11 protein-coding genes and 1 pseudogene are annotated in these 14,945 nt (G+C 75.5%); 10 read left to right on the top strand and 2 right to left on the bottom strand.

Annotation, left to right across the window (positions count from 1 at the left end; all coding sequences use genetic code 11):
- Positions 1-5 precede the first annotated feature (5 nt).
- The 5 genes and pseudogenes from ACZ4VL_RS12015 to ACZ4VL_RS12035 form a co-directional block, all read left to right on the top strand.
- Positions 6-902 (top strand): annotated as a pseudogene (locus tag ACZ4VL_RS12015) (sulfurtransferase); the annotation flags it as partial.
- A 12-nt stretch (positions 903-914) separates the two neighbouring features.
- Positions 915-1,457 carry a DinB family protein gene (locus ACZ4VL_RS12020; RefSeq protein ID WP_468198817.1) on the top strand — a complete coding sequence of 181 codons (543 nt, stop codon included), beginning with the start codon at positions 915-917 and terminating at the stop codon, positions 1,455-1,457.
- Between the two features lie 124 nt (positions 1,458-1,581).
- The gene (locus ACZ4VL_RS12025) at positions 1,582-2,337 is read left to right on the top strand and encodes a DUF4097 family beta strand repeat-containing protein (protein ID WP_468198742.1); all 756 of its coding nucleotides are present in this window, start codon (positions 1,582-1,584) and stop codon (positions 2,335-2,337) included.
- A gap of 260 nt (positions 2,338-2,597) precedes the next feature.
- On the top strand, positions 2,598-4,997 hold the full coding sequence (gene lon, locus ACZ4VL_RS12030; RefSeq protein ID WP_468198744.1) for an endopeptidase La: 2,400 nt from the start codon (positions 2,598-2,600) through the stop codon (positions 4,995-4,997).
- A gap of 137 nt (positions 4,998-5,134) precedes the next feature.
- Positions 5,135-5,599 carry a MarR family winged helix-turn-helix transcriptional regulator gene (locus tag ACZ4VL_RS12035; RefSeq protein WP_468198819.1) on the top strand — a complete coding sequence of 155 codons (465 nt, stop codon included), beginning with the start codon at positions 5,135-5,137 and terminating at the stop codon, positions 5,597-5,599.
- A gap of 65 nt (positions 5,600-5,664) precedes the next feature.
- Here ACZ4VL_RS12035 and ACZ4VL_RS12040 read toward each other — a convergent pair whose 3' ends face one another.
- Positions 5,665-6,438, bottom strand: a complete 774-nt coding sequence (locus ACZ4VL_RS12040) for a protein phosphatase 2C domain-containing protein (RefSeq protein ID WP_468198747.1) — start codon at positions 6,436-6,438, stop codon at positions 5,665-5,667.
- Between the two features lie 400 nt (positions 6,439-6,838).
- Between ACZ4VL_RS12040 and ACZ4VL_RS12045 the strand changes: the two genes are divergently transcribed.
- The 5 genes from ACZ4VL_RS12045 (at position 6,839) to ACZ4VL_RS12065 (ending at position 12,956) form a co-directional block, all read left to right on the top strand.
- Positions 6,839-10,045 (top strand): sensor histidine kinase, encoded by a 3,207-nt coding sequence (locus tag ACZ4VL_RS12045; RefSeq protein WP_468198749.1) that lies wholly within the window; start codon positions 6,839-6,841, stop codon positions 10,043-10,045.
- Entirely contained in the window at positions 10,042-10,554 is a 513-nt protein-coding gene (locus ACZ4VL_RS12050; protein ID WP_468198752.1) for a roadblock/LC7 domain-containing protein, read from the top strand. Before ACZ4VL_RS12045 ends, ACZ4VL_RS12050 begins: the two co-directional genes overlap by 4 nt.
- Complete coding sequence (locus ACZ4VL_RS12055; RefSeq protein WP_385831037.1) at positions 10,551-10,952, top strand: DUF742 domain-containing protein; 402 nt, start codon at positions 10,551-10,553, stop codon at positions 10,950-10,952. Before ACZ4VL_RS12050 ends, ACZ4VL_RS12055 begins: the two co-directional genes overlap by 4 nt.
- Positions 10,933-11,550: a GTP-binding protein gene (locus ACZ4VL_RS12060; protein WP_468198754.1), complete on the top strand. Its 618-nt coding sequence runs from the start codon at positions 10,933-10,935 to the stop codon at positions 11,548-11,550. Before ACZ4VL_RS12055 ends, ACZ4VL_RS12060 begins: the two co-directional genes overlap by 20 nt.
- A 110-nt stretch (positions 11,551-11,660) precedes the next feature.
- On the top strand, positions 11,661-12,956 hold the full coding sequence (locus ACZ4VL_RS12065) for a styrene monooxygenase/indole monooxygenase family protein (protein ID WP_468198756.1): 1,296 nt from the start codon (positions 11,661-11,663) through the stop codon (positions 12,954-12,956).
- On the opposite strand, the gene ACZ4VL_RS12070 is transcribed toward ACZ4VL_RS12065, so the two are convergent.
- Entirely contained in the window at positions 12,872-14,041 is a 1,170-nt protein-coding gene (locus tag ACZ4VL_RS12070) for a C40 family peptidase (protein WP_468198759.1), read from the bottom strand. The two genes, ACZ4VL_RS12065 and ACZ4VL_RS12070, sit on opposite strands and share 85 nt — an antisense overlap.
- Between the last annotated feature and the right edge of the window lie 904 nt (positions 14,042-14,945).

Raw genomic sequence — 14,945 nt, forward strand, 5'->3', positions numbered from 1 at the left:
ACCGCATGACCGAGCACACCCAGTCGAACACCGACACCGACACGGGCACGGGCGCAGGCGCAGGGGCGGGTGGGGGGCCGGTCGGGCCCCTCGTCGGGGCGGACTGGCTCGCCGCCCGCCTCGGCACGCCCGGCCTGGTCGTCCTCGACGCCTCCGTCGGCGCCCACCGCGGCGCCGGCCGGCGCATCCCGGGCGCCCGCCCCTTCGACCTCGACGGCGCCCTGTCCGACCACGACGCCCCCGCCCCGCACACCATGCCCGGCGCGGACGCGTTCACCGCGGCCGCGCGCGAGCTCGGCATCGACGACACCAGCACCGTCGTCGTCTACGACGGCGCCGGTGTCTACTCCAGCGCCCGCGCCTGGTGGATGCTGCGCGCCATGGGCTTCGACCGGGCCGCCGTCCTCGACGGCGGCCTTCCGGCCTGGACCGCCGCCGGGCTGCCCGTCGAGGAGACCGGGCCCGCGTACGAGGGCCCGCGCGGCTCCTTCACGGCCCGCCCCCGCGCCGGGCTCCTGGTGGACGGCGACGCCGTGGCCGCCGCCCTGGCCGACCCGGACGCGGCCGTCCTCGACGCCCGGACGCGGGAGCGCTTCGCCGGCACCGCCCCGGAGCCGCGGCCGGGGCTGCGCGGGGGCCACATGCCGGGGGCGGTCAACCTGCCGTTCGGGGAGCTGCTGGGAGAGGGCGGCCAGATGCGGCCCGCCGGGGAACTCAAGGACGCCTTCGAGGTGTTGACGGGGGGCCGGGAGCGGCTGTACTTCAGCTGCGGGTCGGGGGTGACGGCCTGCGTCCTCGCCCTCGGAGCGGTCCTCGCCGGGTACCCGCCCGCATCCCTCGCCGTGTACGACGGCTCGTGGACGGACTGGGCCGCGAGCCCGGAGCGCCCCGCCGTGACGGGCCGTCGGGCGGAGCTGATCCCGGGCAACACCTCGGAACGGCGCTTCGGCGGACCGGCCACCGGGGACGAGCGGAGCATCCTCACCGACGTCCTGGAGGCGCAGCGCGCCACCCTGGAACTGAAGTGCGCCGGGCTGGGCGCGGAGCTGGCCCTGCGGCCGGTCGAGCCGTCCACGCTCTCGCTGCTCGGGCTCGTCCGGCACCTCGCCGACATGGAGCGGCGCTGGTTCCGGCAGGTCCTGGCCGGTCAGGAAGCGCCGGCCCGGTACTCCTCGGAGGCGGACCCGGACGGCGACTTCGACTTCGCCGGGGCCGGCCGCCCCGGCCCCGGTACCGCCGGGGCCGCGGGGGAGGCGTGGGAGGCCTGGCACACCGAGGTGGCGTTCGCCCGGGCGTTCACCGCGGCCGCGCCCGATCTCGACGCGGAGGGCGAGGACGGCTGGCGCGGGCGGGTGTCCCTGCGCTGGGTGCTGGTCCACATGATCGAGGAGTACGCCCGCCACAACGGCCACGCCGACCTGCTGCGCGAGCGCATCGACGGCTCGGTCGGCCTCTGACGCTGCCGCCGCGGGGGCAGGCGGGCGGGATCGTGGTGGCCGGCGGATCCGGGGGACAACCCCACCCCGGATCCGGGTACCGGCACCATCGGCCCGCCGTGGCCGCCCCCGGCAGAGTCGGGGCATGGCATTCCACCGCGTTCCGTCCCGGTCCGTACGAGCGGCGCTCGTCGCCTCGGCCGGCGCCCTGCTCCTGTCCGCATGCGTGTTCGGCGAGCGCCTGACGACCCTCTCGGACGGCGCCGAGGTCACCGGGGCGGTCACCGCGGTCGAGGTGCCGGACGCCCGCAGCGGCTCCGTGGAGGTGGTCCCGGGCAGCGGCCCCGGAGTCCGCATCCACCGCACGGTCCGCTACCGCGGCGGCCCGGAGCCGGTGCCGGGGCGGCAGCTGTCGCAGGGCCGCCTCGTCCTCACCGACGGCTGCTCCGGCTCCGGCCCCTGTTCCACCGACTGGCGGCTGGAGGTCCCGGCCGGCGCGACGGTCAAGCTGGCCGGCACAAGCGGCCGCCTCACCGTCACCGGGGTGGCCGCCGCCGACCTCACCACCTCCTCCGGCGACGTCCGGGCCGAGGGCGTCACGGGTCCGCTGCGGGTCCGCACCACCTCGGGCTCGGTCACCGCGACCGGCCTGACCGGGGCGAGCGCCGATGCCGCGACCTCCGCGGGCGACGTGCGCCTGGAGTTCGCGAAGGGGCCCGGTTCGGTGTCGGCCGAGACCACCTCGGGCGACGTCACCCTGCGCCTGCCCGCGGCCCCGTACCGGGTCGAGACGGCCACCGACTCGGGCCGCAACGAGGTCTCCGTCCCCACGGACCCGGCCGCCCCCGCCCGCTTGCAGGCCCGCACGTCCTCCGGCGACATCCGCATTTTCGGGGCGTAGCCCGGCCCGACGGCGGGTTGGGTTCAGGAGATCCGCATGAGCACGGCGTGCCCGTCGCGGGCTGCGGCCCCGAAGGACCGCGCCAGGTCCCGGTAGGCGCCGGCCCCGGTAGGCGCCGGCCCCGGCAGGCACCTGGCCCCGGGCCCGTGATCCGACCCCTTCCGGGCGTGTTCGCCGGAGGCGAACGGTAGTTGGGGAACACCTGGAGGCGCACATGCATTGAGTCGGCATAGCTCAACTTCACTGCCGAAGGGAAGATCATGGCTTCGACGTCCGTAAAGCTCACCCTGCCCGTGCTGCCGCTCGACGACGAGGTCGTGCTGCCCGGCATGGTCGTTCCCCTGGACCTGACCGACGCCGAGGTGCGCGGCGCCGTCGAGGCGGCCCAGGCCGCGGTCCGCAGCGGGAAGCCCCGGGTGCTGCTCGTGCCGCGCGTCGACGGGAAGTACGCCGGCACCGGTGTGCTGGGGACGGTCGAGCAGGTGGGCCGGCTCTCCGACGGCGATCCCGGCGCGCTCATCCGCGGCATCGGCCGCGTCCGCATCGGGGCCGGGACCACCGGCCCCGGCGCCGCGCTGTGGGTCGAGGGAGAGAGCGTCGACGAGCGGCTCGCCGACCCGCTGCCCGGATCGGTCACCGAACTCGTCAAGGAGTACAAGGCCCTCGCCACCAGCTGGCTCAAGAAGCGCGGCGCCTGGCAGGTCGTGGACCGCATCCAGCAGATCGACGGCGTCTCCGCCCTCGCCGACAACTCCGGCTACTCGCCCTTCCTGACGGTGGCCCAGAAGGTCGAGCTGCTGGAGACCGCCGACCCCGTCGCCCGTCTCAAGCTCGCCATCACCTGGCTGCGCGAGCACCTCGCCGAGCAGGACGTCGCCGAGTCCATCGCCAAGGACGTCCAGGACGGGGTCGACAAGCAGCAGCGCGAGTTCCTGCTGCGGCGTCAGCTGGAGGCCGTCCGCAAGGAACTGCGCGAGCTGAACGGGGAGAAGGAGGGAGAGGCCTCCGACGACTACCGCACCCGCGTCGAGGCCGCCGACCTCCCCGAGAAGGTACGGGAGGCCGCCCTCAAGGAGGTCGACAAGCTGGAGCGGTCCAGCGACCAGTCCCCGGAGGGCTCCTGGATCCGCACCTGGCTCGACACCATCCTCGAACTGCCCTGGAACGAGCGGACCGAGGACGCCTACGACATCACCGGCGCCCGCGCCGTCCTCGACGCCGAGCACGCCGGGCTGGACGACGTGAAGGACCGCATCACCGAGTACCTCGCCGTCCGCAAGCGCCGCACCGAGCGCGGCATGGGCGTCATCGGCGGCCGCCGCGGCGGGGCCGTCCTCGCCCTCGTCGGCCCGCCCGGTGTCGGCAAGACCTCCCTAGGCGAGTCCGTCGCGCACGCCATGGGCCGCACGTTCGTCCGCGTCGCGCTCGGCGGCGTACGGGACGAGGCCGAGATCCGCGGCCACCGGCGCACGTACGTCGGCGCGCTGCCCGGCCGCATCGTCCGCGCCATCAAGGAGGCCGGGTCCATGAACCCGGTCGTGCTCCTCGACGAGATCGACAAGGTCGGCTCCGACTTCCGCGGCGACCCGGCCGCCGCCCTGCTGGAAGTCCTGGACCCGGCGCAGAACCACACCTTCCGCGACCACTACCTGGAGGTGGAGCTCGACCTGAGCGACGTCGTCTTCCTGGCGACCGCGAACGTGCTGGAGGCCATCCCCGAGGCGCTCGCCGACCGGATGGAGCTCGTCCGCCTCGACGGGTACACGGAGGACGAGAAGGTCGTGATCGCCCGCGACCACCTGCTGCCGCGCCAGCTGGAGCGCGCCGGCCTCGGCGCGGACGAGGTCGTCCTGGAGGAGGAGGCCCTGCGCAAGCTGGCGGGCGAGTACACCCGCGAGGCGGGCGTGCGCACCCTGGAGCGCTCCCTCGCCCGGCTGCTGCGCAAGGTCGCCGCCCAGCACGAACTGGGCGAGCGCGCGCTGCCGCTGAGCATCGGCGCCGACGACCTGCGGGCGCTCATCGGCCGGCCGCACCACGTGCCGGAGTCCGCGCAGGACCCGGCCGAGCGGCGCACGGCCGTCCCCGGGGTCGCGACCGGCCTCGCGGTGACCGGAGCGGGCGGCGACGTGCTCTTCGTCGAGGCCTCCCTCGCCGACCCGGAGACCGGCGCGGCCGGGCTCTCCCTGACCGGTCAGCTCGGCGACGTGATGAAGGAGTCGGCGCAGATCGCGCTGAGCTTCCTGCGCTCGCACGGCGCGGAGCTGGAGCTGCCGGTCGCCGACCTGAAGGACCGGGGCGTGCACATCCACTTCCCGGCGGGCGCCGTCCCCAAGGACGGGCCGAGCGCCGGCATCACGATGACGACCGCGCTGGCCTCGCTGCTCTCCGGCCGGCAGGTCCGCACGGACGTGGCGATGACCGGCGAGGTCTCCCTCACCGGGCGGGTGCTCCCGATCGGCGGCGTCAAGCAGAAGCTGCTCGCGGCGCACCGGGCCGGCCTGACCACCGTCATCATCCCCAAGCGGAACGAGGCCGACCTGGACGACGTCCCGAGCGAGGTGCTGGAGCGGCTGGAGGTGCACCCGGTGACGGACGTGCGCCAGGTGCTGGAGCTGGCGCTCTCCGAGGCCCGGACGGCCCCCGTCAGCGCGGCCGCCTGATCCGCCCCGAGGGCCCGAACTCCTCCGCGCCGACCGGCCCGCACACCTCCGCCCGGCCCGGGACCCCGCTCCGGCGGGGCCCCGGGCCGGCGCCGCACCCTCTACGAAATACTGGAGGTGATCGGCACAGGGGGTGCCTGACACACGGACAGGAGCGGCACGTGCACGGCAGCGAAGACCAGGAGTTCCTTGCGCTGGAGCGGGAGCTTTCCGTCTTCCTCCGGCGGGCCCGCGCCTCCTCCGGGGAGATGGCCCGCGCCCTGCACCCCGAGCTGGAGCCCGCCGCGTACGGACTGCTGGTGCGGCTGGAGGCCGCAGGCCGCCAGCGGGCCACCGACCTCGCCGCCTACTTCGGCGTCGGCAAGGCCACCATGAGCCGGCAGCTGCGCGCCCTGGAGGTGCTCGGCCTCATCGCCCGCGAGCCCGACCCCGCGGACGGCCGGGCCTTCCTCGTCGGGCTCACCGACGAGGGCCGCGAGCGGTTCCTGCGGGTCCGCGGCGCCCGGCGCGAGCAGTACATGCGCAAGCTCGCCGACTGGGACCGCGGCGAGGTCGCGGAACTGGCCCGGCTCCTCAACCAGCTCAACCAGGGCGAGGAGTAGGCGCGGAGCGGACAGGGGCGGGCGAGGAGCCGGCGCGGAGGAGCGGAGCCGCCGCCTGAAAGGGGCTACAGCTCGGCGAACACCGCCGACGCGTCGTCGTGCCGCTTGCCGCGGGCGGCCGGGCGCTCCCGGTCCGTCTCCAGCGCCCGCACCCGGCCGATCAGGCCCTGCGCTCCCTCCTTGCGCAGCACCGCCAGGCACTGCGCCCAGTCGCCCTCGTCGAAGGTGTCCGTCCACCGGCTCGCCCCGTCGGTGAGCGCGGCCACCGCCCGCACCTCCCCGCGCGGGCTGCGCCCGGTCACCGCCCGGGCCGCCACCGCGGGGTCCGCGGCCGCCGTGAAGAAGCCGCCCTCCGCGTTGCGCAGCGCGTCCGCCGACGCCCGGGTGCGCAGCGCCTCGCGCGGGAGCCGGTCCAGCCGGTCGTCGAGCACCGCGGTCACCGCGCCGTCCGGCGCCTCCAGGAGGAGGACGGAGTCCGAGAGGACGAGGTGCTCCACGTACGCCTCGTCCCAGCGGACGACCACCACGGTCGCCTGCGGCGTACGCACGTGAGAAAGGTCACACGCCCCGCGGTGGGTGTCGGCCGTGTCGCGGATGGCTTCCGCCAAGATCCACTCCAGTGGCATGTCCCGCCGCGATCCGGACAGTTCGGTCAATCGACCCCCGAGCCGGGCCGTGAACCACGGCACTCCGTGAGTGCAGCCGACGTCCCCGGGCGGCGGGGTGACCCCGTCCAGTGCGACCAGGACTCCGCCGCCGGCGGCGGGCGTCGCGGCTGATAGCCAGTCCTCGTTGGGGCGTTCCGGGTTGCCGGGGGCCGTGGCGAGGTCGATGCGCATACGGACATTCTGCCCGTGGGGCCGCCGCCGGCGCCCGCGACGGCCGTAAAAGTCCGTACCAAGGCGCGGAGGCGTACGGCGGCCGCCGGTCCGGGCCTCCGCCCGGCGCCCGGGCGCCCCCGGGGACATGTGGGCGCGCATATTGCCAAAGCCCCCATCGATCTTTCAACCACCCGGCCGCGGAGTCGCTCCGCGGCCGGTTTGCCGAGTTGGTCGCCAACTCTTCCGTGATGTTCACTCGTTCGAGTGGCCGGGTGGGCGATGTGAGGCTCTCTCCCCATCACACTGCGAAGGTCTGAGGCGGTACTGAGGGGACAGGGGGCGTTTACTTGTTGACCGGCCGTTACCTCGGCCACACGAGTAGACGAGCACGAGAACACGTACAGGATTGCGAGCACCGGTGCAGAAGAAGCGGTCTCGGAAGAACGGCACCGCCACCGACGGACCAGCCCCCGCAGGACGCCGCGTCCACGTACGCAGCAGGCTGGTCGTCGGCGTCGCCGTCGCCGGTCTCACCGTCCTCGCGGCCGGCGCCCCCGCCGTGGTCACGGCGACCCGCGAGCTGAACGACTCCCAGCAGCTGGTCACCCTCGCCGAACAGACACAGCACACCCTCACCCTGACGCACCTGCTCGGTGACGAGCGCGACGCCGTCGTCGAGTACGTGGCCAAGGGCCGTCCCGGCGCCCAGGCCAAGAACCCCGTCCAGGAGCGCACCGCCCTGACCGACCGGCAGATCGACGAGGTCCGGGCCGAGGCCGACGAGCCCCTCGCCAAGTCCCTCGCCCGCGTCCAGGCCGTCCGCGCCGAGGCCGTCGACGGCAAGGGCAGCGCCCTCGCCGCCCACCAGGCCTACGCCGGTGTCATCGCCGAACTCCTCGCCCCGGGCGACCGGCTCGCCGAGCAGACCCCGCCGCGCGCCGAGGCCGCCCTCGTCACCACCCGCCCGCTGTCCCCCCTCGGTCAGGCCGTCGAACAGGCCTCCGCCACCCGCGGACTGCTCCTCGCGGCGCTCGCCGTCCCCCGCGCCGACCAGGCCCCGAACACGGCCGTCGCCGACGAACTCTCCGCCGCCGCCCAGCGGGCGCGCGTACGCGAGCAGGCCGCCCTCGACGACTTCACGCGCGCCGCCCGCCCGGAGGTGCGCCAGACCCTCGCCGCCACCGTCACCGGCCCCGAGGTCAAGACCGCAGACGACTACCTCAAGCGGCTCACCGAGCGGTCCACGCTCTCCACGGCCGACCGCAAGCTCGACGCCGCCGCCGTCGGCTCCGCCCTGACCGCCCGCATCGACCGCATGCGGTCGGTGGAGGCCACCCTCGCCGGGCAGCGGGCCACCGCCCTCGGCACCCTGCGCGACGACGACGTGAGCCGGCTGGAGATGCTCGTCGCCGGCCTCGGCGTGCTCTTCCTCGTCACCGTCGGCGTCTGCACCGGCGTCGCCCGCTCGCTGACCCGGCCGCTGTCGGTCCTCCGGCGCGGCGCGGCCCGGCTGGCCACGCCCGAGGGCTCGGTGGAACCGGTCCGGTTCACCGGCCGCAACGACGAGTTCGCCGAGGTCGTACGCCACCTCAACGCCGTCCGGGACCAGACGGTCTCCCTGCACACCAAGATCGCCGGGCTGGACGCCGACCGGAAGCGGCTCATCGGCCGCAACGACGCGCTGTCCACGGCCCGCGACGCGCTGGAATCCGAGCTGACCGCGCTCCGCGAGACCGTCGAGGAACACCGGCGCGTCATGTCGACCACCTCGGTGTCGCTGTCGCTGCGCACCCTCGGCCTCGTCGAGCGCCAGCTCGCGGTCATCGAGGAGCTGGAGGCCAAGGAGCAGGACCCGGACCGCCTGGAGACCCTCTTCAAGCTGGACCACCTGGCGACCGTGATGCGCCGCCACAACGAGAACCTGCTGGTCCTCGCCGGGCAGGAGCACGGGCAGGGCGCCGGCGCCCCGGTGCCGCTCGTCGACGTCATGCGGGCCGCGGTCAGCGAGATCGAACGCTACGAGCGGGTCGACCTCGCCGTGCCGCCCTCGTTCAGCCTGGTCGCGGGACACGCCGCCGACGACGTCTCGCACGTCCTCGCCGAACTGCTGGAGAACGCGACGACGTTCTCCCCGCCCGGAGCCAAGGTCAGGGTGTCCGCACAGCACCTGGACTCCGGCGACGTGGTGCTGTCCGTCGTGGACGAGGGCATCGGCGTCACCCCGGACCGGCTGGACGCGCTGAACGCCCGCCTCGCCACCCCCGAGGCCTACGACCAGGAGTCCGAGGCGGAGCACGGCCTCGGCCTCGGCCTGTACGTGGCCGGCCGCCTCGCGGCCCGGCACGGCGTCGGCGCCGAGCTGCGCGCCCCGCGGTCCGGCGGCATCGAGGGCCTGGTCGTCATCCCGGCGGCCCTGCTCCCGGACGGCCCGCCGACCAGCCCGGTGCACACCTTCGCCGCGCCGGGCCTGCCGCGGTTCCAGCTGCCGGGCGTGATCGCCGAGGCCAACGAGAACACCCTGCCGCCCCGGCTCCGGCCCACCCCGGAGCCGGCGGACCCGGACTTCGCCCCGGCCGTCGATGCGGACCTCGCCGCGCCGGCGCCCGCGGACGCGGTCGCGACCCCGCTCTTCGACGCGGTGGCCTCCGAGACCCCTGGCTTCGACGCCCTGGCCTCCGACACCGCCGCCGGTGACGACGCCCCGGCCGGTGCGACCGGCTTCGACGCCGAGACGCTGCCCGGGACGGCACCCGAGGCCGCCGGCTCCGGCGGCGGCACCACCCCGGACGGGGAGCTGCTGCCCCCGGCGGAGCAGGTGTTCACCGCACCGACCCCCGGCGCGGCGCAGACCCCCGATGCCGATGCCGACGCCGATGCCGCGACCGGCGCCGACGCGGATCCGGTGCAGGACCCGGCCCCGGTGGCCGCGGCCACCCCGGTGCCGCTGCACGAGCGGGCCGCGCGGGAGGAACTGCCGGCCGCCGAGCAGGTGTTCACCGCACCGACCCCGGCCGACCGGGATCCGGGCGACGAACTCCTCGCGCGGGTCGTCCCCGACGCGGAACCGGGCGCCTTCGAGGTGCCCGACCACGCCGGCCCGGCGGCCGCGGACGCGCCGGACGCCACCGCGCAGCCGGTCGACGTACACGAGACGAGCCCCACGCTGCCCGGGCAGGCCGCCGCGCCCGCCGCACCCGACGCGGAACGGCTGCCCCCGGCCGACCGCGTCCTCACCGCACAGGGCGACGCACCCGCCGAGCCGCACGGGCACGCACCCGCCGAGGCCGACTGGGTCCCCCGCCAGGGGACCCACGCCGACCATGACGGGCGCCGCGAAGCCGTCACGGCCAAGGGCCTGCCCAAGCGCACCCCGCGCACCCTGGGCGGCCGGGCCTTCCCCGGCTCCGGCCCGGGATTCGCGGCGGGCCCGGGCCCGGCCCCGGTCCCCGGTGCCGGCCCGGGAGCCGGGACCGCACCCCCCGCGCCGCGCCGCGTCGACGCGGAGGAACTGCGCCGCCGGCTCGGCGGGTTCTACCAGGGGACGCGGGACGGACGGCGCGTCGTCGCCGCCGAGCTCGCACAGGACACCGACCAGGGGGACACCGCACAGGAGGCACGCACATGACCGCGCCCAGTACGTACGGACTGAGCACCCAGGCCCGCAACCTGCAGTGGCTGCTCACCGACCTGGTCGAGGAGGTGCCCGGCGTCAACTCCGTCGCCGTCGTGTCCTCGGACGGGCTCCTGCTGCTGTCCTCCGACCCCGGCGGCGCGGCCGCGACCGCCGCTCCCGGGAAGGGCCAGGTCCCGGCCCAGGGCCCCGGCCGGCCCAAGGGCCCGCGGGGCGCCTCCGCCGACCTCGCCACCATCGTGTCCGGGCTCGGCAGCCTCACCACCGGCGCCGCGGCCCTCATGGAGTACGGCGAGGTCAAGCAGACCATGGTGGCGATGGAGAACGGCTCCGTCTTCGTCATGGCCATCAGCGACGGCTCGCTCCTCGGCGTGCACGCCACGCCCGACTGCGACATGGGCGTCGTCGCGTACCACATGGCCCTGTTCGTCGGCCGCGCCGGACACGTCCTGACCCCCGAAGTCCGCAGCGAGCTGCGCCAGTCCATGGAGAACACCCCGTGAGAAGCACGGCCTCCGACCGGCTGCCGATACGCGGAGCCGACCGTCGTCCCGCGCGCGTCCGCCCGTACTCCCTCACGGGCGGCCGCACCCGTTTCACGCAGGTCCTGCACGTCGAGACCTTCGTCGCGGCCCTGGACACCCGGGCGTCCGAACCGCAGCAGCCCGCCGACGGCGACGACCGGATGCCGGAGATGCCCGCCATCGTCGAGGTCTGCCGCCGGATGCGCACGATCGCCGAGATAGCGGCTCTGCTGAAGCTGCCGCTCGGCGTGGTCCGCGTCCTGGTCAGCGACCTCGCCGACCAGGGAAGGGTCCGTGTCTACGGGACCGGGCACGGCCCCGGCCGCCCCGACCGCGCACTGCTCGAAAGGGTGCTCAGTGGCCTTCGCCGTCTGTGAAACCGCCGTCGACGACGAGCCCGTCCAGCCCTGGCAGTACGACCGCTCCCGGTCCCCCGCCGCCGTCAAGGTGCTGGTCGCCGGCGGCTTCGGGGTGGGCAAGACCACCTTCGTCTCGTCGGTCTCCGAGATCACCCCGCTGCGCACCGAGGCGGTGATGACCGAGGCCAGCATCCCCACCGACGACCTGTCGGCGGTGCCGGAGAAGAGCACCACCACCGTCGCGATGGACTTCGGCCGCATCACCCTCGCCGACGACCTCGTGCTGTACGTGTACGGGACCCCCGGCCAGGAGCGGTTCTGGTTCATGTGGGACGACCTGGTCCGCGGCGCCATCGGTGGCATCGTCATGGCCGACACCCGCCGGCTGCGGGACTGCTTCCCGGCCCTCGACTACTTCGAGAGCTGCGGGCTGCCGTACGCGGTCGCCGTCAACCACTTCGAGGGCTCGCAGCCGTACGAGCCCGAGGACGTCCGCGAGGCGCTGACCATCCCGTCCCGCGTACCCGTGCTGATCATGGACGCCCGGCGCCGGGAGACCGTCGTCGAATCGCTGCTGACGCTCGTCGACCACGCCCTCGACGAGACGCCCGAGTAGCGGGTCCGGGGGTGCGGCCGATCCGCCCCCACCCCCGTGCACCCGCCCGCCCGCACCCCTGCACCCCCGCACCCCTGCACCCTCGCAGTACCCCGAAACGAGAACGTGAGATGCGCAAGATACTCGTCGTGGGCGCCGGCCAGTCCGGCCTCCAGCTCGCCATCGGCCTCCAGGGGAAGGGGTACGAGGTCACGCTCATGTCCAACCGGACCGCGGACGAGATACGCACCGGGCGGATCATGTCGACGCAGGTCATGTTCGACACGGCGCTCCAGCACGAACGCGACCTCGGGCTGGCCTACTGGGAGCGGCACACCCCGCGCATCGAGGGCGTCGGCGTCACGGTCGCCGGCCCCGACGGCGGCCGCGCCGTGGACTGGCTCGGCCGGCTCAAGGCGTACGCGCAGTCGGTGGACCAGCGGGTGAAGATGGCCGGCTGGCTCGACACCTTCGTGCAGCGGGGCGGACAGCTGGTCATCCACGGCGCGTCCGTCGCCGACCTGGACTACTTCTCCCGCACCTACGACCTGGTGCTGGTCGCGGCGGGCAAGGGCGAGCTCGTGTCGATGTTCGGCCGGGACGCGGCCCGCTCCCCGTACGGCACGCCGCAGCGCGCGCTGGCCGTCTCGTACGTGCACGGGCTCGAACCGCGCCCCGAGCACCCCGGCACGGAGGCCGTGCGCTGCAACCTGGTCCCCGGCGTCGGCGAACTGTTCATCATGCCCGCGCTGACCACGTCGGGGCGGGCCGACATCCTGTTCTGGGAAGGCCTGCCGGGCGGGCCGCTGGACGTGTTCCGGGGGGTCAACGACCCCGCGGAACACCTGAAGCTCACCCTGGACCTGATGGAGCGGTACACCCCCTGGGAGCACGCGCGGGCGACCGGGGTCGAGCTGACGGACGCCGGCGGCACGCTCGCCGGCCGGTACGCGCCCGTCGTCCGCAACCCGGTCGGACGGCTGCCGGGCGGCGGTGCGGTGCTGGGCGTGGCTGACGTCGTCGTCGCGAACGACCCGATCACCGGGCAGGGCGCCAACTCCGCCGCGAAGTGCGCGGCCTCGTACCTGTCGTCGATCCTGATGCACGGCGACAAGCCGTTCGACGAGGCCTGGATGAAGGCGACGTTCGACAAGTACTGGTTCGCGACGGGCAAGCCGGTGACCCGGTGGACGAACGCGATGCTCGCCCCGCCGCCGGAGCACGTGCTGAACCTGATCGGGGCGGCCGGGCGGTTCCAGCCGGTGGCGGACCGCTTCGCCAACGGCTTCGACAACCCGGCCGACTTCGAGGCGTTCTTCTACGACGCCCAGGACGCGGCGGACTACCTGGCCGAGGTGGAGGAGTCCGCGGATTCCTCCGCGGACTCCTCCGCCCCGGCGGCGGCCGGAGCCTCGGCCGACGAGTAACCGGCGTCGCCGCCCGGGGCGGACGCCGAGGCGGCGGCAGCGGCAGCGGCGGTCGCGAGCAGGGCCGGCGGGCTGTAGGCGGTGAGCGGAACCCCGTCCGGGTCCGGGCGGACCGCCCCGAGCAGCGGGTTCGCCGCGATGGGCGACACCTTGACGGCGGCTCCGGGACGCGGGGCCTGGATCACCTTCCCGTCACCGACGTACAGGGCCACGTGCGTGGCGGTGGGGAAGTACACCACCAGGTCCCCCGGCCGCAGCCGGTCCAGCGGCACCCTCGGCAGCTGCGCCCACTGCTCCTGGCTGGTGCGGGGGATCGCCCGGCCGGCGTGCGCCCACGCCTGGGAGGTGAGCCCGGAGCAGTCGAAGGCCCCCGGCCCCTCCGCCCCCCACACGTACGGCTTGCCGATCTGGGCGGTGGCGTAGGCGAGGGCCGTGCTGCCGGCCTCCGTCGGGGTACGCGTACGGGCCGCGGCGGGCGCGCCCAGCCGGCCCGAGGCCAGTAGCTCCCGCTGCGCGGAGTCGGCGTCCGCGGCCTCGCGCGCCCCGACCCGGGCGAGCTCGTCCGCGGAGAGCGCCGACAGCATCCGCTCGACCTCCCGGAGGCGCAGGTCGGCCTCGTCCTTCAGCCGCTTCTGGCGGGCCGCCCCGGCCTGCTGGGCGTCGAGGGCCTTGCGGGCGGCCGTGGCGAGGACGTCGGCCCGCCGCTCACCGCGGGCGAGGCGGGCCAGGATCCCGGCCTGCCGGGCGCTCTCGCGGGCGGCCAGCCGACGCTGGTCCTGGGCGGCCCGCAGATCGCCGGTGAGCAGCATCCGGGCGTACGGGGAGAGGCCGCGGGCCCCCTGGTACTGCTCGCGGGCGATCCGCCCGGCGGCGGCCCGCTCCACGCCGAGGGCGGCCCGCGCCCGGCCCAGGTCGGTGCCGAGCCGCCGCTCCTCCTCCTGCCGGACCTTGAGCGCGGCCTCGGCGGCGTTGTGGGCCTCGGCGGCCTCTTCGGCCTGCCGGTAGAGCCCCTGGAGCCGCGAGACCAACCCCCCGACGGAGTCGACGCTCCCGGTCCGCGAAGCCGAGGCCCCACCGGCACTCATCCCACCCCCGCCGGCGCCGCCCCCGGCAGCAGGACTGGCCCCGGAACCCACATCGGCCCCGGCCCCGGTTTTGGTTTCGGCCCCGGCCCCCCGGCTGGCCCCGGCCCCGGCTCCGGTTTTGGCTTCGGACCCGGACCCGGGCTCGGTCCCGGCACTACTCCCGGGACTGACTCCGGCACCGGCGACACCGCCTGCCGTGCCGGGGCTTTCCCCGGCACCGGCACCGGCCCCGGCGGTTGCGGTGGCGCTCGGCGTGGCTTCCGCTGTGGGCGCGGGGTCATCGGTGACGACATCGGCGGTGGCTTCGTCCGCCCGCCCGGCGTTACCCGTGCGGGACCTCCGCCCCGGGCCGTCGCCCGCGGAGCCACCGCCACGCCCGCGGGCGGCTCCGGTGGCGGCCGTGCCCGGTGCGGTGCGGGGAGCACCCGGGGACGCCGTGGCCCCGGCCGGCGCGGTGGCCAGGCCCGCCGCGTCGGCAGTGGCGCTGGGGGCGGCCCCGCCCGGGGCGCCGGCCTCGGCACCGGCCCCGGCTGAGGCCGTGGCGCCGGGAGTGACCACGGCCGTGCCACGGGGGGTGACCCGTGCGGTGGCTTCGGCAGTGGGGCGGGGCAGCGGCTCTGCGTGGGGAGCGGACAGCGGCCCGGCCGTGAGGAACAGGGCGGCGACACCGGCGGCGTGGAGTAGGCGGCGTGACATGGGATCACCTCCGGCCGCCGATGCTGCCACGCAAGATATGACAAACGCCCCATCCGTCGCGGCCCTGCCGCCCCACTCACCCTCCCGGCGGCACCCGCGGCCAATCCAGCCCCTCCGGCGTTTGAGGAGCGGGGTCCGGGGCGGAGCCCCGGTAGCTCGGGCGCGCGGCGCCGGGGGGCGCAACCCCGGTTTCGGGAAGGGGCGGGGT

The organism is Streptomyces sp. NPDC029014 (assembly GCF_055564695.1).